At 43.6% G+C, this 25,655-nt stretch carries 24 protein-coding genes and 1 pseudogene; 11 read left to right on the top strand and 14 right to left on the bottom strand.

The annotated features are described in order from the left end of the window. Positions 1 to 3: 3 nt before the first annotated feature. The 5 genes from arsH to ALT761_RS15810 all read right to left on the bottom strand — a co-directional run bounded on the left by arsH (position 4) and on the right by ALT761_RS15810 (position 3,202). Positions 4 to 723 carry an arsenical resistance protein ArsH gene (arsH, locus tag ALT761_RS15830; RefSeq protein WP_129739917.1) on the bottom strand — a complete coding sequence of 240 codons (720 nt, stop codon included), beginning with the start codon at positions 721 to 723 and terminating at the stop codon, positions 4 to 6. Further along, on the bottom strand, positions 723 to 1,193 hold the full coding sequence (locus tag ALT761_RS15825) for an arsenate reductase ArsC (RefSeq protein ID WP_129739916.1): 471 nt from the start codon (positions 1,191 to 1,193) through the stop codon (positions 723 to 725). The genes arsH and ALT761_RS15825 overlap by 1 nt, the downstream gene beginning before the upstream one ends. 53 nt (positions 1,194 to 1,246) lie before the next feature. Further along, positions 1,247 to 1,600 carry a metalloregulator ArsR/SmtB family transcription factor gene (locus tag ALT761_RS15820; RefSeq protein WP_129740671.1) on the bottom strand — a complete coding sequence of 118 codons (354 nt, stop codon included), beginning with the start codon at positions 1,598 to 1,600 and terminating at the stop codon, positions 1,247 to 1,249. A gap of 122 nt (positions 1,601 to 1,722) precedes the next feature. After that, entirely contained in the window at positions 1,723 to 2,364 is a 642-nt protein-coding gene (locus tag ALT761_RS15815) for a protein tyrosine phosphatase family protein (RefSeq protein ID WP_232043477.1), read from the bottom strand. A gap of 91 nt (positions 2,365 to 2,455) precedes the next feature. Further along, entirely contained in the window at positions 2,456 to 3,202 is a 747-nt protein-coding gene (locus ALT761_RS15810; RefSeq protein WP_129739915.1) for a hypothetical protein, read from the bottom strand. Positions 3,203 to 3,351: 149 nt separating this feature from the next. On the opposite strand from ALT761_RS15810, the gene ALT761_RS15805 reads away from it, so the two are divergent. Both ALT761_RS15805 and ALT761_RS15800 read left to right on the top strand, forming a co-directional pair. Beyond that, positions 3,352 to 4,473, top strand: a complete 1,122-nt coding sequence (locus ALT761_RS15805) for a sensor histidine kinase (protein WP_232043476.1) — start codon at positions 3,352 to 3,354, stop codon at positions 4,471 to 4,473. After that, complete coding sequence (locus ALT761_RS15800; RefSeq protein WP_129739913.1) at positions 4,470 to 5,114, top strand: response regulator transcription factor; 645 nt, start codon at positions 4,470 to 4,472, stop codon at positions 5,112 to 5,114. The genes ALT761_RS15805 and ALT761_RS15800 overlap by 4 nt, the downstream gene beginning before the upstream one ends. A gap of 70 nt (positions 5,115 to 5,184) precedes the next feature. On the opposite strand, the gene ALT761_RS15795 is transcribed toward ALT761_RS15800, so the two are convergent. Next, on the bottom strand, positions 5,185 to 6,333 hold the full coding sequence (locus ALT761_RS15795; protein ID WP_129739912.1) for an S-(hydroxymethyl)glutathione dehydrogenase/class III alcohol dehydrogenase: 1,149 nt from the start codon (positions 6,331 to 6,333) through the stop codon (positions 5,185 to 5,187). A 236-nt stretch (positions 6,334 to 6,569) separates the two neighbouring features. Between ALT761_RS15795 and ALT761_RS15790 the strand changes: the two genes are divergently transcribed. The 5 genes from ALT761_RS15790 to ung all read left to right on the top strand — a co-directional run bounded on the left by ALT761_RS15790 (position 6,570) and on the right by ung (position 13,248). Then, positions 6,570 to 7,445 carry a LysR substrate-binding domain-containing protein gene (locus ALT761_RS15790; protein WP_129739911.1) on the top strand — a complete coding sequence of 292 codons (876 nt, stop codon included), beginning with the start codon at positions 6,570 to 6,572 and terminating at the stop codon, positions 7,443 to 7,445. Positions 7,446 to 7,774: 329 nt separating this feature from the next. Continuing rightward, positions 7,775 to 10,240 carry a bifunctional aspartate kinase/homoserine dehydrogenase I gene (thrA, locus tag ALT761_RS15785; RefSeq protein ID WP_129739910.1) on the top strand — a complete coding sequence of 822 codons (2,466 nt, stop codon included), beginning with the start codon at positions 7,775 to 7,777 and terminating at the stop codon, positions 10,238 to 10,240. A 58-nt stretch (positions 10,241 to 10,298) separates the two neighbouring features. Continuing rightward, entirely contained in the window at positions 10,299 to 11,252 is a 954-nt protein-coding gene (gene thrB, locus ALT761_RS15780; RefSeq protein ID WP_129739909.1) for a homoserine kinase, read from the top strand. Between the two features lie 53 nt (positions 11,253 to 11,305). Beyond that, positions 11,306 to 12,592: a threonine synthase gene (gene thrC / locus ALT761_RS15775; protein WP_129739908.1), complete on the top strand. Its 1,287-nt coding sequence runs from the start codon at positions 11,306 to 11,308 to the stop codon at positions 12,590 to 12,592. Then, positions 12,589 to 13,248: a uracil-DNA glycosylase gene (gene ung / locus ALT761_RS15770; protein ID WP_129739907.1), complete on the top strand. Its 660-nt coding sequence runs from the start codon at positions 12,589 to 12,591 to the stop codon at positions 13,246 to 13,248. Before thrC ends, ung begins: the two co-directional genes overlap by 4 nt. 146 nt (positions 13,249 to 13,394) lie before the next feature. Here the strand turns inward: ung and ALT761_RS15765 are convergent, their stop codons facing one another. The 3 genes from ALT761_RS15765 to tal form a co-directional block, all read right to left on the bottom strand. Further along, positions 13,395 to 13,571 carry a DUF3545 family protein gene (locus ALT761_RS15765; protein WP_013782890.1) on the bottom strand — a complete coding sequence of 59 codons (177 nt, stop codon included), beginning with the start codon at positions 13,569 to 13,571 and terminating at the stop codon, positions 13,395 to 13,397. 307 nt (positions 13,572 to 13,878) lie between these two features. After that, positions 13,879 to 15,528, bottom strand: coding sequence for a glucose-6-phosphate isomerase (gene pgi, locus ALT761_RS15760; protein ID WP_126873803.1), 1,650 nt, complete (start codon positions 15,526 to 15,528; stop codon positions 13,879 to 13,881). 18 nt (positions 15,529 to 15,546) lie between these two features. Continuing rightward, the gene (gene tal, locus ALT761_RS15755; RefSeq protein WP_013782892.1) at positions 15,547 to 16,506 is read right to left on the bottom strand and encodes a transaldolase; all 960 of its coding nucleotides are present in this window, start codon (positions 16,504 to 16,506) and stop codon (positions 15,547 to 15,549) included. Positions 16,507 to 16,794: 288 nt separating this feature from the next. Here tal and yaaA point away from each other — a divergent pair, with 288 nt between their 5' ends. Continuing rightward, positions 16,795 to 17,571 (top strand): peroxide stress protein YaaA, encoded by a 777-nt coding sequence (gene yaaA, locus ALT761_RS15750; protein WP_129739906.1) that lies wholly within the window; start codon positions 16,795 to 16,797, stop codon positions 17,569 to 17,571. Between the two features lie 75 nt (positions 17,572 to 17,646). Next, positions 17,647 to 18,285, top strand: a complete 639-nt coding sequence (locus tag ALT761_RS15745; RefSeq protein WP_129739905.1) for a glutathione S-transferase family protein — start codon at positions 17,647 to 17,649, stop codon at positions 18,283 to 18,285. Positions 18,286 to 18,373: 88 nt separating this feature from the next. Here ALT761_RS15745 and ALT761_RS15740 read toward each other — a convergent pair whose 3' ends face one another. Then, positions 18,374 to 18,697 (bottom strand): tRNA-binding protein, encoded by a 324-nt coding sequence (locus tag ALT761_RS15740; RefSeq protein WP_442858130.1) that lies wholly within the window; start codon positions 18,695 to 18,697, stop codon positions 18,374 to 18,376. Between the two features lie 388 nt (positions 18,698 to 19,085). Between ALT761_RS15740 and ALT761_RS15735 the strand changes: the two are divergent. Together ALT761_RS15735 and ALT761_RS15730 are read left to right on the top strand one after the other, a co-directional pair. Next, positions 19,086 to 20,102 (top strand): annotated as a pseudogene (locus tag ALT761_RS15735) (polysaccharide lyase family 7 protein); the annotation flags it as partial. A gap of 579 nt (positions 20,103 to 20,681) precedes the next feature. Then, positions 20,682 to 21,017 (top strand): VOC family protein, encoded by a 336-nt coding sequence (locus ALT761_RS15730; RefSeq protein ID WP_129739903.1) that lies wholly within the window; start codon positions 20,682 to 20,684, stop codon positions 21,015 to 21,017. An 85-nt stretch (positions 21,018 to 21,102) separates the two neighbouring features. Here ALT761_RS15730 and ALT761_RS15725 read toward each other — a convergent pair whose 3' ends face one another. The 4 genes from ALT761_RS15725 to ALT761_RS15710 all read right to left on the bottom strand — a co-directional run bounded on the left by ALT761_RS15725 (position 21,103) and on the right by ALT761_RS15710 (position 25,636). After that, complete coding sequence (locus ALT761_RS15725) at positions 21,103 to 23,124, bottom strand: NADPH-dependent 2,4-dienoyl-CoA reductase (RefSeq protein ID WP_129739902.1); 2,022 nt, start codon at positions 23,122 to 23,124, stop codon at positions 21,103 to 21,105. A gap of 344 nt (positions 23,125 to 23,468) precedes the next feature. Then, positions 23,469 to 24,407 (bottom strand): transposase, encoded by a 939-nt coding sequence (locus ALT761_RS15720; RefSeq protein WP_232043475.1) that lies wholly within the window; start codon positions 24,405 to 24,407, stop codon positions 23,469 to 23,471. A gap of 226 nt (positions 24,408 to 24,633) precedes the next feature. Beyond that, entirely contained in the window at positions 24,634 to 25,065 is a 432-nt protein-coding gene (locus ALT761_RS15715; protein ID WP_232043598.1) for a DUF4426 domain-containing protein, read from the bottom strand. Positions 25,066 to 25,096: 31 nt separating this feature from the next. Then, positions 25,097 to 25,636, bottom strand: coding sequence for a YggT family protein (locus ALT761_RS15710; RefSeq protein ID WP_013782901.1), 540 nt, complete (start codon positions 25,634 to 25,636; stop codon positions 25,097 to 25,099). Positions 25,637 to 25,655: the final 19 nt, after the last annotated feature.

Here is a 25,655-nt window from a genome sequence, read left to right as displayed (position 1 = left end):
CGACTAAATCGTTTTTTGGTTCACCCGTTTGCTTAATTCCTCTGCGCTTTCAACGCGCTCAGAATAGCGATTAACAAGGTGGTCTTTGTTGTCGCGGGTCAGTAGTGTAAATTTCACTAGTTCTTCAACTACATCCACGATGCGGTTGTAGTAAGAAGAAGGCTTCATGCGGCCATCGTCTTCAAATTCTAAAAAGGCTTTTGCCACCGAAGACTGGTTAGGAATGGTCAGCATGCGCATCCAGCGACCAAGCACACGCATTTGATTCACTGCGTTGAACGATTGAGAGCCTCCACTGACTTGCATTACAGCTAAGGTTTTCCCTTGAGTTGGGCGCACCGCGCCAATGCTTAAGGGTACCCAGTCGATAATACTTTTAATAATGCCAGTCATACTGCCGTGACGTTCAGGCGAGCACCAAATTTGCCCTTCAGACCACATCATGAGCTCGCGAAGCTCTTTTACTTTTGGATGGGTGTCATCTTCCGTGTCGGGTTGTGGCAACCCTCTAGGGTCAAAAACTTTAGCTTCACAACCATAGTACTCAAGCAAGCGAGCACTTTCTTCAATTACTAAGCGGCTGTAAGAGCGCTCTCTTAACGATCCGTAAAGTAACAATATGCGCGGTTTGTGTTCAGAATACGTTTTTGCGAAATCGTCAGCTGTCGGTGCAGGTGCGACGCTAGTCACTACGTTATCAGAAGGTGATGTTTTTTCTGACATTACTGAGCTCCTTGTTCCTGAAGCGCCTTTTTAACGTCTTCGATAGCAAGGTTACGAGATGCAATATCGCTTAGTGCGGCAACGCGGCTTTCAATAATATCGATGGTGTTGAAGAAAGCTTGGGCTATGTCTTCTTCACTACCTTCTAATTTCGAAGGATCTTCAAGACCCCAGTGCAACTTCAGAGAATTACCAAAATACACAGGGCATGCTTCACCCGCTGCTGAGTCACACACGGTAATGACGATGTCAGGCTGGTAGTCTTCAAAGTCGTCCCAAGATTGGCTTTTAAGCCCATCGGTATTATAGCCACGCTCGGCAAGGTACTTTACTGACAATGGATGCACTTCACCCACAGGTTGGCTACCCGCGCTGCGCGCTTCTAAAGATGAATTGCTTGAAGCATTAGTAATGGCTTCACAAAGGATGCTACGGCAACGGTTGTGCGTGCAGATATACAATATTTTCATTACAAAAATCCTGATGGTTTACGTCACATATTTGAAAAAAGTAAGAAGGGTGTTTAACAGCCCGCGTCACATTTAAGGTTACTTAGCGCATCGCTAATATAGTCAGCGTTGTTTGTGGCAGATAAATGAATCACTTCTTTGGCCCATGCGGGAAGCGCTGGGTTTAGGCGGTAATAAACCCATTTACCACGTCGGTCGTCGGCCACTAGCCCGCATTTACGTAAATCGGCCAGATGACGGGATATTTTGGGTTGGCTAAGATTGAGCGCGTCAGTTAAATCACACACACAAAGTTCGTCTTTAACACAAAGCATAAGCAGTGTTTTTAGCCGAGTTTCTTCCGCTAAACATTTAAACAATGAAAGAGGTGAAAGCGAAACGCATGAAGTAGAAGTTGCTGCAGTCATCATTTATCTCAAATACGCTAAATCATATATGTTGGTATCGTATATGAATTTTCGTATATGTCAAACTCAAATGAATTCTTACTATGCTCGTGGTGATGTCGCTACCAAGATGTAATTAGAAATTATTGTTCAAGAGGCTCTATCTGAGGCGTTACAGAGGTAACGAGTTGAGCATTGTGGGTTTGGTTAAAGTCATCTATCACGGTATTAATAAATTGAAACCAGGTTTGATTCGGTTGCCAAATTGCCAGTAAGTCTTGTTTAGCCGATAGCTCTGACTCACCTAATACGGTAATGCGGTACAAATAGGTAAATACAGCACCTCGCCAATTCAATTTACAATGAGTAAGCACCTTATCATCGGCTGAATTTGCCTGAGCCATATAGCCCGTATACTCTTTGAAATTGGCAAGGGTGGGGTGTTCCCATTCAACTTGAATGTTGTGATAGTTAAGCGATAGTGCTTCAACCATTAGCTGTTCTTGCCCTCGCTCGCCGGGAATGAGATCTATAACCCTACTTATCCCTTCGTCTTTCAATAATTGAAAATGCGCAGCAGAAGGCAAACCTGAGCTCACCATGTGTTCGTTATTAACTTGATAGTTGGTAAGAGAATTGAGTGATATTTCTGGGGCTATAATGCCCTTTTTATTCGAAATCTCGCTAGTAACAGTTACTGTACTACCCACTGATGAGCTTGTATTTATAAGTGCTATTGCTACAACCAAGAATGAAGAAAGGAAACTTGTTGTTTTACGTCTCATAGCTATCACCGCTAGCAGGTAGTATTCATGTTTAAGTCCAGACTGCGCCAAATCGAGAATAAATTCAATGGTAATTTTGGTCAAAAAACCTTCAGGCGCCAACTTTGGCTTTAGGATTAAACAACGTAAAATACTTCCTACTTAGCCAAATAATAAAAGGAACACCGATTAAACTTGGCAATACCCAACTTCCTATCTGAAGCAAGGGTAGGCTTTGAAATAGGTTGCGGCCACCGAAAGCGAAAAATGCTGTATAGGCCCCAATGCCTGAGCCAATAATATGCCCGATGTGTTGAATCACCCATGCTCCTTTGGCAATGTCTTTTTTGAATGCATATCGCACAATGCCAATGCTGTTAAATAGTGCGATAGGCGCAAAAATTTGAGTCAGCGTAATGTTGTATTTTATGCCTTGGTATAACGCGATACTGGCTACAACAAATAGCGCAGTGGGTAACCATAAATATTCAACCTTTCGAAGCTCACCACGGTTAACTTTTACCTCTAAGACTCTTTTAGCGTGTCTGACATTGTTCCAAACCAGCAGGCTTAGCATCAGTAGAAATATGTATTGGCCTTGAAGGTAAGCAAGAAAGTACTCCACAGATTCAAAATGCGCCGGCATAGTAGGGAAAATAAGAAGGGGAGCAAGCAGCACTAATGACGAGCTAACCACACCACTAACCGATGTCAGCGTCATTGTGGCTAGGTAAACATTACCTATCTTATTATGTTGCTTTCCGCCTTTTTTGGTAAAACATGGCCCCCAAAAAAGTAGCAGTGAAATTGCACCGCAAATAATGTGAAATAGAACGATAGCGCTGTGAATGTTTTGCATGACTTACACCTTAAATATTTGATGTAGCCAGTTTGCCGATATTTTGCTTCCAGTATTAGTGCCGAAGGTCACAAGATAAAAAGTGACTTTTGGCCTATGTATTTTTCGTCGCTTAAGTTAATAATAGGTTTATGAAAATACTCAGTTTTATGAATATAGAGCGAGCAAGCGCCTTAGTAACATGGCTGTTTGTGAGTAGCTCTGCGCTTTACTACGCATTTAGTCAATATGGTGTCTCATCCCACAGACCGTGGTTGATTGTTGCCGCAGCAGTTGGGCTAGCGCTGTGCTTTAGTGTGGTAACTAGGCGGGACACGTCGCTTCCTGCTTGGCGTATTCCGCTATTAATTGTAATGTACTTATTGGCAATAGGGAGTTTGCTTTTACTTCCTTACAGTTATCTCGCTATATACTTAGTGGTATGGTCGGCATTGCTACCTTATTACTTAGGGTGGAGAACATGTTTGGCTGTTTCAGTATTAGCGGCTTTACCTTTAGGTGTAATACACACCTTCTATTGGCAAGATCCCTATGCATGGCTAACGGCCGCACTGTTTTGGACATTTAATTTATTTGCCATGATGATGTCGAATGTAGCTATTAAAGAAAAGTCCGCCAGAGAGAAATCTGAAGCACTAAATCGACAGTTAACCAGTGCCCAGCAACTCATTCACCAAGCCGGTCGACAAGACGAAAGGCTGCGCATTGCCAGAAATATACACGATGTATTAGGGCACCACTTAACCGCGCTTACCATCCACTTGCAGGTGGCTTCACATAAAGCCAAAGGTGCTGGACAAGATGAAGTAAAGACCCACGTAGACCAGTGTCACAGCTTAGCAAAGTTGCTTCTATCTGATGTGCGAGAAGCGGTTTCTGATATTCGCGAAAACGCCCCATTAGATTGGCAGCAAGCGGTAAAGGCATTATTTAAAGACTTACCGCGTCCAAGCCTTCAATTATCTATTGCCGATAATGTCAGCATTGAAGATGTCACGACAGCAGATATCTTACTTCGCTGCGTACAAGAAAGCTTAACCAATACCATTAAGCATACGCAGTCTGCGCAATTACATGTCAACTTGGATAAAAGCGAAAAAGGGTATTCATTAACGCTGCAAGATGAGCAAGTGCCTACGGCAAAAAAAATTCAGTTAGGTAATGGGTTGACGGGGATGTCGGAGCGAATTGAAGAGGCAGGTGGTTCGGTGAAATTTAGTTTTAATAAACATGGGTTTTTTACGCATGTGTTGTTGCCGGAGCCAGTATGAGTATTCGTGTTGTATTGGTTGAAGATCAGATGTTAGTGCGACAAGGGATACGCTCCTTGTTGGCATTGGATGATAGTGTAGAAGTCGTGGCCGAGTGTGATGATGGTGCCCATGTTATTGATGCACTTAATGCTAATAGTGCAGATATTGTATTGATGGATATTCGAATGCCCGAGATGACGGGTATTGATGCTTTGCGTGCAATGCGAAAACATAACATTGATACCCCCGTTATTATGCTAACCACATTTGACGATCATGAACTGGTTACTCAAGCGATGCAGTCGGGGGCGAAAGGGTATTTGCTTAAAGATGTCTCACTTGAAACCTTAATTGACGCAATTAAATCCGTCGTTAATGGGGAAACCCTTATTCAGCCCAGTGTTACCGAAAAAGTACTAAAAGGGTTGCAAGGATTAGAGGTTAGTTTCGAGTCATTTGAACAGCCAGAAACCTTGAGCTCAAAGGAAATTGAGATCTTACGTTTAGTGGCCGCTGGCTACAGCAATAAAGAAATATCTGAAGCAATGTTTAAATCAACCGGTACGGTTAAGAATCAAGTGTCTGCCATTATGGCGAAAATGGGCGTGAGAGATAGAACACGAGCCGTGCTAAAAGCGCTAGAATTAGGGTGGTTATAAATATAAAAAGGCCTGCATTAACTAATGCGGGCCTTTTAACACTTAAACACAGTTTATTAGAAGCTAAACGCTATTTATCCATGTGCACAACAGAACGGATACTTTCGCCTTTATGCATTAAATCGAACGCATCATTGATGCCATCAAGCCCCATTGTGTGTGTAATGAATTCTTGTAAGCCAAATTCACCCTCTAGGTAGCGTTCAACAATACCCGGTAGTTCAGAGCGACCTTTCACACCGCCAAAAGCAGAACCACGCCATACTCTGCCAGTTACTAACTGGAATGGACGAGTAGATATTTCCTGGCCAGCACCCGCTACACCAATAATAACCGATTCGCCCCAACCTTTGTGGCAGCACTCTAGTGCTGAACGCATCACATTCACGTTACCGATACACTCAAAAGAGTAATCTACGCCGCCGTCGGTCATTTCAACTATCACTTCCTGAATAGGTTTGTCGAAATTTTTAGGGTTAACAAGGTCTGTAGCACCAAGTTGCGTAGCAAGATCGAATTTACTATCGTTAATATCAATACCAATAATACGACTAGCGCCCGCCATACGTGCACCAATAATAGCTGAAAGCCCAATGCCGCCTAAGCCAAATATAGCAACGGTATCGCCTTCTTTTACCTTAGCAGTATTAAGCACAGCGCCCATACCCGTGGTAACGCCACAGCCTAACAAGCAGACTTCTTCAAGCGGCGCTGATTTGTTCACTTTAGCCAGTGAAATTTCTGGCAATACGGTGTATTCAGAAAAAGTAGAGCAACCCATGTAATGGTAAATTGGCTCACCATCTTTCGAAAAGCGGCTGGTGCCATCAGGCATTAAGCCTTTTCCTTGAGTTTCACGAACCGCTTGGCATAAGTTTGTTTTGCCAGACGTACAGAATTTACATTCACCGCATTCCGCTGTGTATAAAGGAATAACATGGTCGCCTACTTCAACAGACGTCACCCCTTCACCTACCATTTCTACAATACCGCCACCTTCGTGGCCAAGTACTGAAGGAAACACACCTTCTGGATCATCACCTGAAAGCGTAAATGCATCGGTATGACACACGCCGCTGGCAACAATACGTACTAGTACTTCGCCTTTTTTTGGAAGTTCAACATCAATCTCTTCCATCTTTAACGGTTCACCAGCGGCCCACGCAACGGCTGCTTTGGACTTAATATGTGTCTGACCATCTTTCAATGCTAATGTCATGGCATGCTCCTAAATAAGTGTAAGTAAACAACACGATGTCGTTACCTTAAATTTCTTACGTTATGAAATAGATTATAGACCTGAGGCGCGGCTTTATAAATACAGATTTGGTAATTCATTATTACTTGAGTGTAATAATATGTTGGTGTTTAATTGTAAGTTAACTGGCGTCTTCTAGTGAGTGTTTATCCCCATAGCGCCATGCTAAAAAACGAGAATCGGTAAAGGTATAAACGATGACATGGGAAGGTATTGTAGAATTTTGTGCAGTAGCGAGTACGGGCAGCTTTACTGCGGCTGCTGCTAAATTAGATACGTCGGGCGCGCAAATAAGTAGAAAAGTCGCCAATGTGGAAAAGCGTTTGGGAGTGAAGTTATTCAACCGTACCACCCGAAGTGTGTCACTCACTCAAGCAGGACATATTTATTTTGAACAATGCCAACCAGCACTAAAAGCGTTAGAAGAGGCTGAGCTCAATATTAGCCAACTTCAAAAAGTACCCCAAGGGCTGATTAAACTCACCGCTCCGGTCGCCTTTGGCGAAGCTTTTATCGCCCCACTTATTAATCAATTTTTAAAAAAATACGAAGGTATAGAAGTAGAGTGTCGTTTTACTAACGACACCATGGATATTATTGATGACGGTTATGACCTTGCCATACGCATAGGTAATTTAGAAGATTCTACGTTGGTGGCCAAAAAGCTGGCTACCCGACAGCTATATGTATGCGCCAGCCCTGAATATTTAAATGCCTTCCCTGCACCGAAGCGTACCGACATGCTCAGCGAACATCAGTGCTTAGTAGGATCTCAGCCCCTTTGGCGGTTTAATCATGAAGGGCAAGTGCAAACCGTGCGTGTGAAGGGAAGAGTGAAGTATAATAGTGGTAATGCCTTACATCATGCTGCATTGGCCGGGCTGGGTTTAGTGCAGCTTCCAGGATTTTATGTACGTGAGTCGTTAGCAGCAGGCAACTTAATAGAAGTGCTATCATCATATCGAGACAAGCGAGAAGCGGTATGGGCATTGTTTCCATCGAACAGGCATTTAGTGCCCAAAATACGCTTGTTAGTTGATTTTTTATCTGCGAAATTAGTTGATGATGAATAGTTCTTACTACCCGAATCTAGCATCGCTTGATTGATTATCGCTTAAATCGAAACGTGAAATACTTTGTGTTTCACTTTTTGCAATACAGTATGGTGAAAACTGCGGTTGACAGATAGACGTCTATACGGCAAATTGACCCTATGAAAACGATTCTTCTTATTGGCACCACCAGCATTATGATTACCACCTTAAAACGGGCGGTCGCTGGCTAGTGCAAGTAAGCATAAGACAACGAAAGCCCGCCCTCACAGAGAGCGGGCTTTTTTTTACTCACGTCATCGTAACCGATTTAAAGCAGTAACCTGGCGTAACCGATATAGGAGCAGCACATGAAAGTCTTAAAGTTTGGGGGCTCATCACTTGCCGACGCACCGCGCTACTTGCGCGTGAACGACATTAGCACGGCCACCCACCAAACCGATGGCGCTGCAGTGGTACTTTCTGCCCCTAAAGGGGTAACGAATGCATTGTCACTTTTATGTGAGCAGGCAGCCGCTGGCGAAGATTTCCACCCTCTATTTGAAAAATTAACGTCTACCGTGACCGGTATTGCTGATGCACTAAACGAAGAGCTCAGCGGCTTCGCACACGCGGATGTTACCGACTTCATTCATGCGCAACTGCGTGTACTTAATCAACACCTCGACGGTATTAAACTATTAGGTGTTGCACCTGACAATATTGCCGCAGGTATTTTAAGTATTGGCGAGTACATATCGGTAACGTTATTTAGCGGTATCTTAAGCGCTAAAGGCGTGAAAAATCGTATTATCGACCCAGTGACTTACATTCTTGCAGAAGGTGAGTACCTAGACAGCATTGCTGATGTTTCGTTAAGTAAAGCGCGCTTTACTGATGTACCTATCGATGGCAGTGAGTTATTAGTCATGCCTGGGTTTGTTGCTGCGAACGAGGCCGGTGAAAAAGTTACGCTTGGTCGCAATGGTTCTGACTACTCAGCGGCTATCTTAGCAGCTTGTATTGATGCGAGTTGTTGTGAAATTTGGACTGACGTAGACGGTGTTTATAATGCTGATCCGAATCAAGTTGAAGGGGCGGTATTGCTTGATAAGCTTACTTATCAAGAAGCCATGGAGCTTTCATACTTTGGTGCAAAAGTACTTCACCCGAAAACTATCGGCCCCATTGCCCAGCACCATATTCCTTGTTTGATTCGTAATACGCTGAACCCAGCGGCGCCTGGTACGTTAATTAGTAACGAAGCCAGTGAAAAGTGGACCTCGGTTAAAGGTATCTCTCAACTTGAAAATGTCACTATGTTCAACGTGGCAGGCCCAGGCCTTAAAGGCATGGTTGGCATGGCAAGCCGTGTTTTTGAGGTGATGTCGAATGCGAATATTTCAATAAGCCTAATCACTCAGTCTTCTTCTGAATACTCAATAAGCTTCTGTATTCAAAGTAAAGATGCTGATCGCGCGTTAAGCTTGTTAGAAGATGCCTTTGCGCTAGAGTTGCAAAACCAATTGTTAGACCCTATCGAAGTGCGCCATGACTTAGCGATTGTTACCTTAGTGGGTGACGGTATGCGTCATGCGAAAGGCTTGGCTGCACGCTTCTTTAACTCGTTGGCGCAAGCCCGCGTTAATAACGTGGCGATAGCACAAGGCTCATCAGAGCGTTCTATTTCAACAGTTATCGAAAACAAGCGGGCGAAAAAAGCGGTTAAGGTTATTCACCAGAATTTTTTCTCAGACCGCCATACCATTGATGTATTTTTGGTAGGGTGCGGTAACGTGGGTACTGAGCTTTTAAGCCAAATTGCAAAACAACAGCCAGCTTTACTTAATCGTAATGTACAGTTGCGGGTATACGGTATTGCGAATAGCCGTAAGTTGTTACTTAACAGTCAAGGCATAGATTTAAGCCAGGACTGGAAGCCAGCATTAGATGCGGCCAGTGAAGGGCTTTCCGTTGAACGTTTACAACAGTTTGTGGACGAAAACAGCTTGGTAAACCCGGTCATTGTGGATTGCACTAGCCACGATGCTATTGCTCAGCAATATGTAGACATGATGGAAAATGGCTTTCACGTAGTGACACCGAATAAGAAAGCCAATACCAGTTCACTAGACTATTACCGTAAGTTGAAGAAAACAGCATTATCTACGAATCGTCAGTATCTATACGAAACTACGGTAGGCGCAGGATTACCGGTAATCGACAACCTTCAAAAACTATTCAGTGCAGGTGATGTATTACACCGTTTTGAAGGCATATTATCAGGTAGTTTGTCTTACGTATTTGGCAAGTTAGAAGAAGGAATGTCGCTATCTCAAGCGACAAGTACAGCGAAAGATAATGGCTATACCGAGCCAGATCCTCGTGATGACTTAAGCGGAATGGACGTTGCCCGTAAGCTTCTTATTATGGCCCGTGAAGCAGACTTAGAGCTTGAGCTTTCTGATATTGAAATAGAATCGGTACTACCAGCTGGTTTTGCTGAAGACTGTTCCATTGATGAGTTCATGACACAGTTGCCTGAACTTGATGCTGAATTTGCCAAGCGTGTAGATGCTGCAAAAGCCGAAGGAAAAGTACTTCGTTATATAGGTAGCATTGAAGGCGACAAGTGTAAGGTAACGATTCAAGCAGTGCCTGCGTCTAACCCATTATCGCAAGTGAAAGACGGCGAGAACGCGTTGGCCATTAACAGTGATTATTACCAGCCTATTCCTTATGTTATTCGAGGCTATGGGGCAGGTGGTACAGTAACGGCTGCGGGGGTATTTGCTGATATATTACGTACTATGCCTTGGAAGCAAATGGCACACTAATTGGCTTTTTAACGTTAAAGAGCCACTGAAGTTTAAAGAGTAATTAAAGAAAAGTATTATGAAAGCATTACGAGCATATGCGCCAGCATCTATTGGCAATGTAAGTTTAGGGTTTGATGTATTAGGCGCCGCACTTGCCCCTGTCGATGGTTCGCGCTTGGGCGACGAAGTCGATATTGAAAGTGCCGATACCTTTTCGTTAACCACGGTTGGCTCTTTCGCACACAAATTGCCTGGCGATGCAGACAGCAATATTGTGACTCAATGCTATCACTACTTTTGTGCGCAAATGGAGAAAGTCGGGAAAGCGACTTCACCAGTGGCGATGACTTTATCGAAAAACTTGCCAATAGGCAGCGGTTTGGGGTCGAGCGCAAGTTCTATTGTTGCCGCTTTTGTCGCATTAAACGCTTTTTATGATTATCCCTTCGATGAAGACACTTTATTGACCATGATGGGTGAACTAGAAGGGCAAATCAGCGGTAGCATTCACTACGACAACGTGGCGCCATGTTATGTTGGCGGCATGACATTGATGACTGGGGCAACATCTCCTGTAACCTTGTCGCTGCCTTTAGTGAAAGACTGGTATTATGCTATTTGTTATTCTGGCATTAGCGTATCTACGGCGGCCGCCCGTGACATATTACCCAAGCAGGTTGATATGGCCACGGCGCTCACTTTTGGTCGCCAGTTAGGGGTGTTTGTACACGCCTTGCATGCAGGTGAAAATGATCTTGCTGCCTCGGTAATGAAAGATGTAATTGCAGAACCGTATCGTAAACAGTTACTGCCGGGTTTCGATGAAGCAAGAGCTTTCAGCGAACAAGAAGGCGCGTTAGCCTTTGGTATCTCGGGTTCCGGCCCAACCGTATTCGCCGTATGTGACAGTAAAGAAAAAGCGCAGCGTATCGTTGCCTATTTAGACGAACACTATATTCAAAATGAAGATGGCTTTAGCCATGTGTGCCAAATCCCTGAGCAGGGAACCACGGTTGGCCCTATCGCTTAATGAAGTGATACAGCAGCTAGATGTTACGGCACAACGATAAAAGGTATTAAAACGTGGAATTGGTTAATTTAAAAGACGCACAGGACACTGCCTCATTCTCTGAAGCAGTTAAAAGAGGGTTGGGTAAACAACAAGGTTTGTATTTCCCTACTCATATCCCGAAACTAGACAACATTGACGAACTGCTTGAAATGCCGTTCGCGGAGCGCAGCATAGCAGTACTGCGTGCCATTATTGGTGATGAGCTTAACAATGGCGAATTAGAAGAGATCGTGAATACCGCATTTGCGTTTGGCGCGCCGGTAGAGCAGGTAAGCGACAATATTTATACCTTGGAGCTTTTCCACGGACCGACATTGGCGTTTAAAGATTTTGGTGGTCGCTTCATGGCGCAAACCTTATCAAGAATTAGTGAAGGTAAACCAGTCACTATTCTTACCGCCACTTCTGGTGATACAGGTGCTGCGGTAGCGCATGCGTTTCACGGTATTGAAAATATCAATGTGGTCATTCTTTTCCCTAAAGGCAAAATTAGCGCCCTGCAAGAAAAGCTGTTCACCACCCTTGGTGGCAATATCCATACAGTAGCTGTTGAATCTGATTTTGATGAATGTCAGTCCTTAGTAAAAGCATCATTCGACGACCCAGACATCCGTGAAGGTTTACACCTTAACTCGGCTAACTCGATTAATATCAGTCGCTTGCTAGCCCAAGTATGTTATTACTTTGAAGCGGTAAGCCAATTACCTAAAGATAAGCGTGATCAACTGGTTATCTCGGTACCAAGTGGAAACTTTGGTAACTTAACCGCCGGTATGATTGCAAAATCAATGGGCTTGCCAATCAAACGCTTTATCGCTGCCACTAACGCTAACGATACTGTGCCACGCTATATAAAAACTGGCGAGTGGGCGCCGAAGAAGACTGTCGCTACTATGTCGAACGCGATGGATGTTAGCCAACCTAACAACTGGCCGCGCATTGAAGCCTTAATCGAGCAAGGCTATGTTGATAAAGGCTGCTTAAAAGGCGAAATGGTAGATGAAGAGTACACTCAGCTAGCTATGCGCCAATTAGCGCAATTGGGCTATACCAGTGAGCCTCATGCTGCTATTGCTTACCGTGCAGTTAGCCACGATTTAGAAGACGGCGAAATTGGCCTATTCTTAGGTACTGCGCATCCTGCGAAATTCCGCGAAACGGTAGAAAACGTGCTGGGCACGCCTATTAGCTTGCCTAAGCCGTTAGCTGATGTAGCCGGTGAAGACAGCCTTGCTGTTGATTTGCCTGCATCTTATGATGCGCTTAAACAGCACATGTTGGATTTATTAAAAGCGTGACCACATGGGCACAAGCATTGGGAAGTGAAGAAGATAAGCCTTACTTCAAAGCCCTAATGCAAAAAGTAGCAACTGAACGTGAAGCGGGTAAAGTCATTTACCCGCCTTCAGAAGATGTATTTAACGCCCTGACGATGACACCGCTAGAAAAAGTAAAGGTGGTGATATTGGGGCAAGATCCTTATCACGGGCCACATCAAGCTCATGGCTTATGCTTCTCGGTATTGCCAAACATTAAAACACCTCCCTCGCTGGTTAATATTTATAAAGAATTAGCCAATGATATTACCGACTTTTCCATTCCGAACCACGGCACGCTTACCTCTTGGGCAGAACAAGGCGTACTGCTGCTTAATACCGTGTTAACGGTAGAGCAGGGCAAGGCGAATAGTCATGCCAAGTGGGGATGGGAAACCTATACTGATGCGGTAATAGAGACAGTTAACACGCACGCAGAAAACGTGGTGTTTTTATTGTGGGGCAGTCATGCACAAAAGAAAGGCAAGCATATCAAACGCACTAAGCACTGTGTGCTACATGCGCCGCATCCGTCACCGTTATCAGCCTACCGAGGCTTCTTTGGTTGCCATCATTTTAGCGACACCAATGCCTACCTAGCAAGCAAAGGACTTTCACCCATTCTTTGGCAGGTATAGTTTCTGGCATTTGTAGCCTATTGAAAGGATCGCGGTTAACAAAAGGCAAACGTTAGGCGTCGTTCTTTCGCAGCTTTGAATGCCGCTTTAAAAGTAAGAAGCCAGAAAGTAAAAAAGCCGCCTGTTATTAACAGGCGGCCTTTATATTATCTTTCCAGTGTTTCTAACTCGTATTCGAAGCCACAATCGAGTTCAGAGAGCTCCTTTTCCAGTTTGAAGCGATCTTGAAGCGCTTCAATCTCTCTCCACTTGCGTTTTTTACTTTTTGTTTTCGCTGGGCTTGCTTCAATATCTAACATGGCAAATAAGTCTGATTTGTCCACTGGGATTCTCCTTTTTATTACCACTACAACAATACAGAGTTTGGTACTTATTCCCTCTGTATAATTTTGTATCACAGCCACAATTAAAATAAAACAAGTAAATTTACTTTTTATTAACAAATTGTGACAGTATGATGACACAGGTAGATATCGTCAGTGTGTTTAGCAAAACAGTTAGCAGGTTACATACTTAGCAGCATGTTAGCTTGTACGTTCTTATTTTCTGCCAATAAAAACGGCCGGGGGTAAGCCGGCCGTTCAGTTATTATTTGCACCAAATTTGAGTGATTACATCACTCGGACTTCCTTATTTTGGTGCATTCGCTGCTCTGAAACGGGCAATCAATTGTTGGGTAGATGCGTCAAAACTTTCTTCTTCTGCATTTCCCTGAATGCCTGCTAGTACTTGGTTGCCCAGTACTTTTCCTAACTCTACGCCCCATTGGTCGAATGAGTTAAGGTTCCAGATAACACCCTGAACGAATACCTTATGCTCATACATTGCAACTAGTGCGCCAAGTGTCTTAGGCGTAAGGCTATCAAACATTAAGGTGTTACTAGGCTTGTTACCCGGCATCGTCTTGTGGGCCGCCAAACGAGTACGTTCCGCCTCGTCTAAGCCTTTGCCTTCTAGGTCGGCATAACACTCATCAAACGTTTTGCCTTGCATAAGCGCTTGCGCTTGGCCAAAGCAGTTAGATGCTAACATCGAATGATGTGTGTCATCTTGGTTAGGTACATTCAACGGCAACATAAAGTCAGCTGGAATAACCCCAGAGCCTTGGTGAATAAGCTGATGGAAGCTGTGCTGGCCGTTAGTACCTTCACTACCCCAAATAATAGGCCCTGTGGCGTAATCTACGGCTTCGCCGCCTTGAGTGACTTGTTTACCATTACTTTCCATATCAAGCTGCTGTACATAAGCAGGTAAGCCGCGAAGGTAGTGGTAATAAGGAAGAAGTACTTGAGACTGTGCATCGAAGAAATTGCGATACCACACGCCTAATAGTCCAAGTAATACCGGTAGGTTTTGCTCTAACGGTGCTGTTTTAAAGTGCGTGTCCATGTCGAACGCGCCTTCAAGTAAACCTTTAAAGTTTTCAAAACCTAACGCTAATGAAATCGGTAGCCCAATTGCTGACCACAAAGAATAACGACCGCCAACCCAATCCCACATAGGGAAAATGTTATCTTCAGCTATTCCGAATTCAGTGGCCGCTTTTACATTTGAAGACACGGCAACAAAGTGCTTCGCGATATCTTCTTGCGTGCCGCCAGATTTCAAAAACCAAGCCTTGGCAGAAAGTGTGTTTTGCAACGTTTCTTGCGTAGTGAATGACTTAGAAGACATCACGACAAGGGTTTCTTCATGATCGAGTTTAGTTAACACATCATGAATATGGCAGCCGTCAACGTTAGCTACAAAATGAACCTTAACCGTCTCAACCGTATGAGGTTTTAAGGCTTCGGTCATAATTTTAGGGCCAAGGAAAGAACCACCAATACCAATCGCGACAATATGCTTCACAGATTTGCCTGTGTAGCCTTTATGTTCGCCACTGTGAACTAATGCAGTGAAGTCGCGAATTTTATCAAGGGTGGCACGTACTTCGGGCATGACGTCTTCGCCATCAACCATTACAGGTGAATCAGAGAAGTTACGTAACGCGGTATGAAGAACCGCACGACCTTCGGTGCTGTTGATTTGCTCACCGTTAAACATGGCGTCGCGGGCGTCATCTAACTTACATGCACGGGCTAAATCGAAAAGTGCACCTAACGCGTGTTCGTTTACGCGGTTCTTAGAGTAATCAAGAAAAATGCCGCACGCTTCTAACTGCATTTTTTCAGCACGCTTGGGATCAGCCTTAAACCAATCACGCATGTGTGCATCTTTCATTGAAGCTGCAATTTGATTAAGTGCTTGCCATTGTGGCAATGATGTTAGTGTACTCATTTACTAATTCCCTGTGGTTTATGCACTTAACTTTTCACGAAGCATCACTTCGAGCTTGTCTTGGTCTGCTGCGAAGTTGCGGATACCTTCAGAAAGCTTTTCAGTTGCCATGGCATCTTGATTCATTTCCCAGCGGAATTCAGACTCGGTCAAACGATCGCCAGGGGTTTTAGTCGCGCCATTATCTTTAAGCTTAACAGTAAGTTCGCCCGGTTCATTGGCAAGCTCTTCTAATAAAGCTGGGCTTATAGTTAGACGATCGCAGCCGGCTAATGATTGGATTTCACCAATGTTGCGGAAGCTTGCGCCCATGACTACCGTATTGTAACCGTGTTCTTTGTAGTAGTTGTAGATGCTGGTAACCGACACCACACCTGGATCTTCATCAGCAGCATATTCAGTTTTACCAGTCGATTTTTTGTACCAATCTAGAATACGGCCTACAAACGGTGAAATAAGGTATGCGCCAGCTTCAGCACAAGCGCGCGCTTGGGCAAAGCTAAATAATAAGGTTAGGTTGCACTGAATACCTTTTTTCTCAAGTATTTCAGCAGCCTGAATGCCTTCCCACGTTGATGCCATTTTAATTAGAATACGTGACTTATCGATGCCGGCATCTTGATAAAGTTGAACAAGACGCTCTGCTTTTTCTACGGTGGCATTTTTGTCGAAAGACAAACGGGCATCTACTTCCGTAGAAATACGACCTGGGATAGAGTCTGAAATCTCTTTACCAATAGCCACAGCAAGTTTGTCGGATGCATCGATAAGCTGTTGATCGCTATCAGATGATTGTAGTTTAGCCCACGCTACTGAGTCGTCGATTAGGCTGGCATACTGAGGCAAGCTGGCGGCTTTTAACAACAAAGATGGGTTTGTTGTTGCGTCTACTGGCTGGTATTTTTTAATTGCGTCGATATCGCCGGTGTCGGCAACGACCGTGGTGATCTCACGTAACGAAGCTAGCTGGTTGCTCATAATTCTCTCTAATCTTAAATTAAAAAACTCGGACGAATTGCCGGAAAGGCAAGTCGTGTAAAGCGGTTCGCTTTTGCGTATGTAGGGCGTAATTGTTTGATAGGTTCAAACGTTTGCGTATTTGGGTATAGTTATACCAAACCCGTGTGACAATTTATAGCGCAGACACGGTAAATACTGGCTAATCGGATTTCTCTGTTACGTTGATTTATGGGTTTTTAATGCTAAATTCAACCTCAACTTTTTCACAGTGGTATAATAAAGCCTGAAAAAGATAAGGAGTCGAAGATGTTAGTTGTAGTATCCCCAGCGAAAAACCTAGATTTTGAAACCCCCATTAAGGTGGATGATTTCACGCAGCCTACCATGCTTCAAGACACTGAGCGTTTGATGGAAGTGTGCCGTACCCTTTCGCCAGCCGACCTTTCTTCGTTAATGAAAATTAGTGACAAGTTAGCCACACTTAATGCTAATCGATTTGCTGAGTTTTCTACCCCTTTCACTGCTGGTAATGCGCGACAAGCCATGTACGCATTCAATGGTGATGTATACACAGGGCTAGACGCTAATACACTAAGCAATAAAGCCGTTAGCTATGCCCAAGACCACTTGCGAATTTTGTCAGGCCTTTACGGTTTGTTACGCCCATTAGATTTAATGCAAGCGTACCGTTTAGAAATGGGCACCAAATTAGCGAACCCAGAGGGTAAAGACCTTTATGCGTTTTGGGGAAGCCGTATTACTCAGGTTCTAAACGACGCCATGGAAGCGCAGGGTGACAACGTTTTGGTGAATCTTGCTTCTAATGAGTACTTTAAAGCGGTTAAGAAAAAAGAACTTGAAGGAATGGTGATTACACCTGTCTTTAAAGACTATAAAAACGATCAATATAAGATCATCAGCTTTTTTGCCAAAAAAGCCCGTGGATTAATGGCAAGATATATTCTAGAAAACGAAGTGAGTGATGTGAAAGGGTTGCAAGCTTTCGACAGTGAAGGTTATGTTTATAGCGAGTCACAAAGCACAGCCACCGAGTTAGTCTTTTTACGTCGCCAGGATGCATAAGCTGTTTGCACCGCGTTTTGGCTTCAATATGGCTGTCGGCTGTTAAATTGAAGTATTTTAAACGCGGAGCACGCAATGTATACACTTTATGGATACCCGAAAACTCGCTCGGTAAGGGTGGCATGGGCTTTAGAAGAAATTGGCTTACCTTACGAGTACAAGGTGGTGAATTTAAAAGCCGGTGAACACCTCGGTTCAGCTTTTAAAGCACTGAATCCGGCCACTAAAATTCCAGTGTTAGTCACTGAACAAGGTGCCCTTTCTGAGTCAGGTGCCATAGTGACCTTCTTAGCAGAAAAGCATGCAATGGAAGAGTTTATTCCTGCATCAGGTACTTTTGAACGTGGGTTGTATGAGCAAATGATGATATTTGCCGTTAGCGAACTAGAGCAGCCCTTATGGAGTAAAGCAAAACATACCTTTGCTTTGCCTGAACAATATCGTATTCCCCAAATGAAAGACACAGCAGCGTGGGAATTTGATCGAGCGTTAACTGCGTTCTCGCTACTTCTTAATGACAAAGAGTATGTGTGCGGCAGTTTGTTCACAATGGCAGATATTGTGACAGCCCAAGTGTTGTCATGGGCTAAAGGCAGTGAGCTTGACCTAAAGTTCGACAATGTAAATTCGTATGCTGAACGGGTGTTATCTCGCCCAGCCTATGAAAAAGCATGGCGCAATGAAGTTGCGCATTTGGCTAAGGCGGATGCTTAAGCCTGCTTTATGAGGCTGAAGTTGATAGCTCGTTTTGTTAGCTCGTTTTGAGAAAGGACGCAGAGCGATGTAGCCACTGGTTAGATAGTCAGCCCAGTTTTGCGCCATTAGGCACAGGTTTGTCGGGGCTGACTAACACCACACCATCTTCACGATAGAAACCGGTCACCAAGCATTCTGACATAAAGGGGTCTAGTTGTTTGGATGGAAAGTTGGCTGCGGCTACAATTTTCCTTCCCAACAAATTCTCAGGGAAATAGTGTTCGGTTGTTTGGGCGCTGTGTTTACGCGTTCCAATATCCTCACCAAAATCAAAAAGTAGTTTGTAGGCTGGCTTGCGAGCCTCAGGAAAGTCATTGATTTCAATAATTCTTCCAGCTTTTTGAATTTGGACAGCCATAGTTTTAAACAAGCGTCTATCTAGCAGACCCTCTATTTAGCAGATAGCCATGACTAATGGACACCCACACTTTTTTAGCTTTTAAACCTTCCTTTACGTTTCACTAGCCCATACTAGGCAATTGTTCTCCACAACCTAATGAATGAAATGAAAGTATTTTGTAATTAAATTGTTTGAATGTTAAATTGGTATTACATTAATTCTTCGTTGGTAATGTTTTTTGGTATTTTATCTCTGCTTTTAAATGCATCCTTGATGGTCTATTGGTAAAGCCATTCGTTGTTTTTATGGGGTAGGTTCGTATCAATCAAGTACCGCACAAGAAGTACGCTTAACATATTATTAAAGAGGTTTTTTTATGAAAGTTGTCCCTCAACGAGCAAAGTGCAGTAATGCGGCTATGTTGCTCATACTTTCAATATTTAGTGTTGGTGCTATTGCGGATGACGTTCCCGCTGATAAATTTGATTTAAGTGAGTGGAATATTACGCTGCCGACTGATGAGAATAATGATGGGAAGCCAGATAGTGTGTCAGTAAAAGATATCCAAGATTTTTCCCATCCTGACTTTTTTTATGTGGACGAAAACGGCGGCATGGTTTTTACGTCTCCCAACAAAGCGCTTACAACCGCAAATTCCAGTAACACCCGTAGTGAACTACGTCATATGTTGCGTGGAAAAAGTACACGAATTAAAACAAAGTCTCCCAAAAACAATTTTACTGTAGCTAGTAACCCTATAGCGAAACGTTTCGGGCGAATAGGCGGCAAGATGGAAGCTACGTTAAAAGTAAATCATGTTGCCCTACGTGCGAAATACCCTGAAAAAGCGCCAGCCTATTCAGTGGTTATCGGTCAAATACATGCTAGTAAATGGGAGAAAAAGGTACAAGGTTTTGGATGGGGTAATGAACCGCTTAAGATTTATTACAAGAAATGGCCGAATCACGACAAGGGCTCGGTATTTTGGACCTATGAAAGAAACCTTCCCAAAGATGACGCTAATCGAAGAGATATTGCTTATCCAGTGTGGGGTAACTTATGGACAAATCCTGAAGATCCTGGTGAAGCAGGATTAGCCTTAGGTGAAGCTCTGAGTTACGTAGTAAATGTTCACGGTGATGTGATGTATTTAACTTTCGAAGCTGATGGACATGAAACCGTTGAATATAAAATCAACCTCGCGAATGCCGTAGACGCTAACGGTAAACTTGATAAGCACGACCATCCATACGGCTACACGTTAGATTGGAATTACTTTAAAGCTGGTGCTTATAACCAATGTAGTACTAAAGATGACCCTGGTTTCTGGTATCCGGCGTGTTTAGGAACAGGCAACTGGGAAGAAGATAAGGCGAATGGCGATTACGCCAGTGTGACGTTCACGCGTTTAGAAGTGGGGGAGAGCGTTGCGCCAAAAGCTAATCATGGCGAACAAACTAAAATTGGTGCCACGTTAAACGAAAAAGTTGGTATGAGTATTAGTGACATTCCAGATAATGCGTTAACCGCTATTAAAGCCATTGAGCCATCTTTCACAGTAAATGAAGTAGAAAAAGAACTGAAACATGGCAAGACTTATCTTGATGTTGAAGGCGTATTGGCCGATGGCAGAGAAATTGAGTTCGATATGCTACAAGTGGCTGACGAATGGAAAGTAGTAGAGGTACAAAGAGACTTAGTATGGTCTCAGCTGCCTGAAAATGTTAGTGGGGCATTAAAACAATCTTCACCTGATTTCGAAGCAAAGCGCATTATTGAAAGTATTCAGCATGGCACGGGAATAACCGTTTATGAGTTTTATGCGGTGGACAGTCAAGGCAAAGAGTCGCGTAAAGAAGTGAAAGTAGAAGGCGGCGAAGCGGTTGTGCTAGCGAAAGAGTGGCAGCACTAACTTAGCGGAATAATTGAACGTTTTGCGACCAATTGCAGTGATCTTGCTCCTGCACTTATCTACAGTATGAAGTTCATTCTGTTAGGTTCTTAGGAGAACACAGTGCAACCTGGGCTTTTTTCGTTAAGTTTAGCGGTCAGTGATATTGCCATCTCGAAAGCGTTTTATGAAACGCTTGGCTTTGAGGCCATGCCGTCGTGCGGTTCAGTGGAAGAGAAATGGGTGATCATGAAAAGTGGCCAAACCATGATTGGTTTGTTCGAAGGAATGTTTGAAGGCAATATTTTAACCTTTAATCCCACTGATGTACGTGAACTCGAGCAGCGCTTAATAGATAAAGGCATTGAAATAGATGTGCCAGTTAAAGGCGATGAAGGGCCTGGGCATTGCGTAGTGAAAGATCCAGATGGTAATACGATTATGTTCGATCAGTTCTAGTAGAAATATAAGAAAGGGAAGCTAATTAGCTTCCCTTCTTTTTATAAAACTAAACTGAGACACCCACCTTTAAGTATTACTAACTTTAAATTTTAGCGGCTAACTCTGCACCTTGGCGAATAGCACGCTTCGCATCAAGTTCAGCGGCTACATCTGCGCCACCAATAATGTGGACACGCACACCGGCAGCCTCCAGCGGGGCTTGCAATGGCTTGAACGGTTCTTGTCCCGCACACACGATAACGTTGTCTACGGGTAAACATTTCGGGTTATCATTTATTAGAACATGTAAACCTTCATCATCAACCTTCTCATAACTTACACCATTCACCATTTGCACATTATGTAGCTTCAAGGATTGTCGGTGGATCCAACCTGTTGTTTTGCCCAAGCCCTTGCCAACTTTGGATGTCTTACGTTGCAGTAAGAATACTTCTCGGCTTGAAGGAGTATAGGATTTCTCGGTGAGCGCGCCTTCATTGGTATAGTTTTTATCAATCCCCCAATGAGACAGCCACTTATCAGTATTGAGCGATAGGTCTTTGTCTTCAACTAAATACTCGGCTACATCGAAACCGATGCCGCCCGCTCCAATAATCGCGACTTTTTGCCCCACAGGTTTGTGGTCGCGAAGCACATCGATATAACTCATGACTTTAGAATGGTTAGCACCTTCGATACTTAGGCTTCTAGGGTTGATACCAGTAGCCAATACCACCTCATCAAAACCGCTTTCAGTAAGAAACTCACAGGTAACATCAGTATTGAGGGTTACGGTAACCCCAGAACGTTTGAGCTGATTACTGAAGTAGCGAATAGTTTCATAAAACTCTTCTTTTCCAGGCACTTGTTTTGCGTAGTTGAATTGCCCACCAAGCTCACTCGCTTTGTCGAATATGCTGACTTCATGACCTCTGTCTGCAGCGTACATGGCGAATGCAAGCCCTGCAGGGCCAGCACCTACCACTGCAATACGTTTACTATGTGTTACCGGAGTAAAGGTCAGTTCTGTTTCGTAACAGGCTTGTGGATTAACTAAACAGCTAGCACGTTTTTGTTCAAATGCATGGTCTAAGCACGCTTGATTACACGCAATACAGGTGTTAATTAGTTGAGATTCATTGCGCATCGCTTTGGCAACAAACTGAGAGTCGGCTAAAAATGGTCGCGCCATTGATACCATGTCGGCATGGCCATCGGCTAAAACGCCTTCCGCCACTTCAGGCGTATTAATTCTGTTTGTTGTAACAAGCGGTAGTGATACTTCCTTTTTCATCCGCTGCGTTATCCATGTGAAGGCTGCGCGCGGAACCGAAGTAGAAATAGTTGGAACTCGTGCTTCATGCCAACCAATACCTGTATTGATAAGCGTAGCACCGGCTTTTTCAATCGCTTTGGCGAGAAAAACAACATCATCCCACGTTGCGCCACCTTCAACCAAATCCAACATTGATAGGCGATAAATAATGATGAAGTCAGTGCCCACCCTTTCACGAATACCTTTGACGATATCGACCGCTATTTTTACCCTGTTTTCTAGACACCCACCCCATTCGTCATCTCGATGATTAGTACGTTTTACCAAGAATTGATTAATTAAATACCCTTCCGAACCCATCACTTCTACGCCATCGTATCCGGCTTTTTTCGCAAGAGCGGCACAACTGACGTAGTCTTTGATTGTGGATGTCACAGCTTTTGAAGATAAGGCGCGAGGTTTAAACGGCGTAATTGGAGACTTAACAGGTGAAGCCGATACGGCAAGTGGATGATATCCGTAACGGCCAGAGTGCAAAATTTGCATACAAATTTTACCGCCTTCAGCGTGCACGGCTTCAGTAATTACTTTGTGCTTTTTTGCGTGACGTTTGGCTGTCATTCTGCCAGCGAAAGGGGCTACCCAGCCAGAAATGTTGGGGCTAATTCCCCCTGTTACGATAAGTGCCACACCGCCTTTAGCTCTTTCTGCGTAAAATGCTGCAAGCTTATCGAATCCGCCTTTCTCTTCTTCTAGGCCTAAGTGCATAGAGCCCATTAAAGTACGGTTTTTTAACGTGGTGAAGCCGAGATCTAGGGGCTCAAGTAAGTGAGGGTATGCGTTGGTCATGGTTATTCTCGTTATAATTTTTATTCGGACAGCCATAAACTTGCCCGACCAGTATCTTAAGATTATTTACCAGTATGCTTTGGGGGTAAAGGATTGAGCTATAAAAAATCGAAGATAATGTTAAGACACCCACAGTTTCAAACATAGTTTTAGGGCTATGACACAGATAAACTATGATTTCAGGACGAATAACAAACATTAATGAGACAAAATGGTGTAGCAAATATTCACCTAGCACTAAAGATTTGAGGTGTGGCATACACTAAGAGAAAGTTGATGGTAAATATGACTTCGGTTTACCTAGCTGGGCACGGTTTCAATAAATTTGATTTAATTAGGAGATATTAACCCGTTCTAGAAAGAGCTAGCTTACGTTGGGCAATCGATAGGCCAATAGAGTTTGAAAAGATAGCTTCAATCCCAACGACCATACTATTCCAATTTGTTTGCGACAAGCCGGTACGCTGTAAAATTGGGGAGATATTGTGGAGTACGTAGCCTGATTTACCTGCACTAATTTGCCTAGCAGTTTCATCTACCAAGGTTAAATAATCAGCTAAATTAAACGGCAACCCTTTTAAACCGTGTGAATAACTTCCCACCAGAGGCTTAAGGAACGCTGGTTGAAGGCCAAATTTCGCTGCCTCTATTCGATGTTTAATGCTAGTGAATTCAGATGTTTCTGGCGTCTCTGAAATACTAGCACGTAGCGGATTCAAATCTACATAAGCCATGCACGCTGCCAATGCGGCTTCATCAAGTAGAGCCTGAGATTTAAACCTTCCTTCCCAAAAACGCCCCGTGCACTCATCCTCCTTATTAGCTTCACGAGCAATAAACTCATTAAGTAACCTCATGAACCAACTGATATCGTACAACCTTTGTCTATATACATTCGCTGTCGATATGATTGTTGTTATCTGAGCTTCTGTAAGTGATGCCCGCTGTGTGGGCTGCATATATTGCTGGGTTAATACAGTGCCCTTGTGCAGAGAATGCCAACGCCTTAATACTTCCTCAGTGGTCCACGACAGGGCTTCGTTTCTATCTACATGTAATACCAAGTGGGTATGGTTACTCATTACTGCATAGGCACATACATCAATTGAGAATGCGTTCGCTAATGCTATTAGCCGGTCTTCAACCCATTGACGTCGATGCTCGTAGCTCTTCCCAGTGTAATGGTCATCGCCACACAAGAAGGCTCGTCTTACACACCGAGATACGCAGTGATAGTAGGGCGTGTTCTGTAAACAGATTAATGACTTTCTAGGGCGTGGCATAAGGGAGCTCAATCTTAAAATAGTGATTAAGATATTGAGCTAATTTGTTGCCTAAATATACTGAACAAGAGGATGGTTTGGGTGGGTGTCTAACCTTTTAGCGAGAGGATGGTTTGGGTGGGTGTCTAACCTTTTAGCGCGTATAAAAAAGGCGAGTTTTCACTCGCCATTTGGTATTTTTACAAAATTATATTACGTGTTTCGCGCTTTCGGCTTACTTTAAACCTTAGCCATCAACAAACATTTCTTGCTTAAAATTCAAGGTCTGCATGGTATTCCCACGTTGAACATCAATACTAAACCGGTAGTTTTCTCTATCTCTAAAAGGCAGCACCGCTAGGTAGTAAATAGCATCACCTTCTTCTACCTTTTTAAAGGTGAGTGTCTTAGTGGTGCCTATCAAGTTCTTAGCAGTGCCAGAAACAGATACGCGTTGAGCAGTTCCTGTTACAGCGTCTAGCACTGAAATATTGACCAAGGCGTTAAACTTACTACGAACTATGCCGTAAGAGGCCGCGACCTCTGGGGTAAGAAAGGGAGTACTCACTACCATGTAATGTACATCCCACTCGCCTAATTGTTGCTTTTGCTCGGCGTACGCTGCGCTACTTGTAATAAGTAACAAACTACCCAACAAACCAAAGAGTAATGTGCTCATTTTTTTCATATTATCACCCTGCCTATTCAGCTTAAAAAAACCTGAATGTGTCTTGAAGTAGCAATTGTAAAAACTGTAGTCCAATTATGGCAATCAGCACAGATAAGTCTAAACCACCTAAAGGCGGTATAACTTTTCTGATGGGTGCTAAGAAAGGCTCAGTTAATTGATAAAGAAGGTAGTCGATAGGCGTTTGACCTTGTGATACCCAACTTAAAATGGCGCGTAAAATTAACACCCAGAACATGATAGAAAGCGTTTCTTTCACCACTTCAATCAGCGCAACGATTACAATGCCTACTGGATTCAAACTGCCACCGACCATCAGTGAAAGCGTGATTATTTTTAACGCGGCAACAACAAGCGCCAGCACAAAAGTAGCAGTGTCGAAGCGACCAATTGAAGGGATTATTCTGCGCAACGGCCCCACGATAGGGTGTGTGGCCTTTACAATAAACTGGCTCATAGGGTTATAAAAATCAGCCCTAACCAGTTGCAACCATAGGCGTAAGATAACCACCATTAAATACAAACCAAATAGTGTATCTACCAGAAAAACCGTTGCATTCATGTTTTGATGTTCCTAAAAA

The sequence above is a fragment of the Alteromonas sp. 76-1 genome (assembly GCF_900654235.1).
Taxonomy (GTDB): domain Bacteria; phylum Pseudomonadota; class Gammaproteobacteria; order Enterobacterales; family Alteromonadaceae; genus Alteromonas; species Alteromonas naphthalenivorans.
Note: the sequence above shows the minus strand (reverse complement) of the source record. Positions and strands in the feature narration are given on the sequence as shown.

What these genes read in the sequence shown, in the direction of transcription:
- arsH (WP_129739917.1), bottom strand. Translation starts at nt 723, where the DNA reads ATGTCAGAAAAAACATCACCTTCTGATAACGTAGTGACTAGCGTCGCA.
- yaaA (WP_129739906.1), top strand. Translation starts at nt 16,795, where the DNA reads ATGTTAGTTGTAGTATCCCCAGCGAAAAACCTAGATTTTGAAACCCCC.
- tal (WP_013782892.1), bottom strand. Translation starts at nt 16,506, where the DNA reads ATGAGCAACCAGCTAGCTTCGTTACGTGAGATCACCACGGTCGTTGCC.
- ALT761_RS15710 (WP_013782901.1), bottom strand. Translation starts at nt 25,636, where the DNA reads ATGAATGCAACGGTTTTTCTGGTAGATACACTATTTGGTTTGTATTTA.
- ALT761_RS15820 (WP_129740671.1), bottom strand. Translation starts at nt 1,600, where the DNA reads ATGACTGCAGCAACTTCTACTTCATGCGTTTCGCTTTCACCTCTTTCA.
- ALT761_RS15815 (WP_232043477.1), bottom strand. Translation starts at nt 2,364, where the DNA reads ATGAGACGTAAAACAACAAGTTTCCTTTCTTCATTCTTGGTTGTAGCA.
- ALT761_RS15720 (WP_232043475.1), bottom strand. Translation starts at nt 24,407, where the DNA reads ATGCCACGCCCTAGAAAGTCATTAATCTGTTTACAGAACACGCCCTAC.
- ALT761_RS15810 (WP_129739915.1), bottom strand. Translation starts at nt 3,202, where the DNA reads ATGCAAAACATTCACAGCGCTATCGTTCTATTTCACATTATTTGCGGT.
- ALT761_RS15790 (WP_129739911.1), top strand. Translation starts at nt 6,570, where the DNA reads ATGACATGGGAAGGTATTGTAGAATTTTGTGCAGTAGCGAGTACGGGC.
- ALT761_RS15795 (WP_129739912.1), bottom strand. Translation starts at nt 6,333, where the DNA reads ATGACATTAGCATTGAAAGATGGTCAGACACATATTAAGTCCAAAGCA.
- ALT761_RS15715 (WP_232043598.1), bottom strand. Translation starts at nt 25,065, where the DNA reads ATGAGCACATTACTCTTTGGTTTGTTGGGTAGTTTGTTACTTATTACA.
- ALT761_RS15805 (WP_232043476.1), top strand. Translation starts at nt 3,352, where the DNA reads ATGAATATAGAGCGAGCAAGCGCCTTAGTAACATGGCTGTTTGTGAGT.
- thrA (WP_129739910.1), top strand. Translation starts at nt 7,775, where the DNA reads ATGAAAGTCTTAAAGTTTGGGGGCTCATCACTTGCCGACGCACCGCGC.
- thrB (WP_129739909.1), top strand. Translation starts at nt 10,299, where the DNA reads ATGAAAGCATTACGAGCATATGCGCCAGCATCTATTGGCAATGTAAGT.
- ALT761_RS15800 (WP_129739913.1), top strand. Translation starts at nt 4,470, where the DNA reads ATGAGTATTCGTGTTGTATTGGTTGAAGATCAGATGTTAGTGCGACAA.
- pgi (WP_126873803.1), bottom strand. Translation starts at nt 15,528, where the DNA reads ATGAGTACACTAACATCATTGCCACAATGGCAAGCACTTAATCAAATT.
- ALT761_RS15725 (WP_129739902.1), bottom strand. Translation starts at nt 23,124, where the DNA reads ATGACCAACGCATACCCTCACTTACTTGAGCCCCTAGATCTCGGCTTC.
- ALT761_RS15825 (WP_129739916.1), bottom strand. Translation starts at nt 1,193, where the DNA reads ATGAAAATATTGTATATCTGCACGCACAACCGTTGCCGTAGCATCCTT.
- ALT761_RS15745 (WP_129739905.1), top strand. Translation starts at nt 17,647, where the DNA reads ATGTATACACTTTATGGATACCCGAAAACTCGCTCGGTAAGGGTGGCA.